Below are 885 nucleotides of genomic sequence, written 5' to 3'. Positions count from 1 at the left end.
CGACTTCAGAAGTTCGGCATGCGGAATGCTCCCGAAGTAGTCCGCGAGGTCGGCGTCGACGACTTCCGGGTGACCACGGAACAGCAGCGCTTCCACCTCAACCACCGCCTGCTGGGCATTGCGCCCCGGACGGTAGGCATACTGCTCCGGTGGAAGATCGGCCTCAAAGATCGGCTCCAGCACCAGCATCGCTGCCGTCATGCAGACCCGATCCCGCAAGGTCGAGATGCCCAATGGCCTGAGTTTGCCATTGGCCTTCGGTATGTACACTCTTCTGATAGGATCCGGTCGATACGTCTCCTGCCTGAGCGCAAGCGCCAGTTCGCCAAGCCACCGCTGCACCCCATACACTTCGATGTCCGCGAAGTCCTGCCCGTCCACGCCCGGTGCGCCCTTGTTGGAGCGGCATTGAGCATAGGCATGGGCCAAGATGTCTTCCCGGCTGATCTTGTCGTGCAGGGCGTAGAAGCGGTAGCCGGCTTCTGCCTTCGCTTTCGCGTGCAACGCCGTCTGCAGCTTCTGAACACTCTTCGGAGTTGATAGGTTGCCCAATCCCCAGGTCCCTCACTACGTCTTGCGTTCGTCTTGAACTGAGGTCCCTTCCCTCCGCCGGCGTTACCCGGCTTCAGCGGTACTACGAACCCCTCCGCATCCCCACGGCGCCCGGCCTGTCCCTCGCGGGCGTCCGGTTGATCATCCCTGACCACGTCGTGGGGCCTCCCGTGTTGCGTACGCTTTCCTTGTGTACATGCCGTCGCCACTACCCCGGCACAGCGACTGGAGGTATTGCTTCGCTCACTTCGCCCCAGCCGTATCAGCCTTCCCCGAAAGGGTCATCGGGTCGGCCTGCGCATCGTCCTTTTCGAGGCTTGCTCGGCGTTCACT

The 885-nt window shown here is 62.3% G+C and carries 1 protein-coding gene; it reads right to left on the bottom strand.

Features of this window, described 5'->3' with window-relative positions; genetic code table 11:
• Window positions 1-552 (bottom strand): reverse transcriptase domain-containing protein (locus ACZXDY_RS46115; RefSeq protein WP_464350041.1); only part of this gene is annotated, 552 nt, incomplete at its 3' end.
• Window positions 553-885 lie beyond the last annotated feature (333 nt).

This window comes from Bradyrhizobium sp. LeoB3 (assembly GCF_055456055.1).
This window is presented reverse-complemented; position numbering and strand designations above follow the sequence as displayed.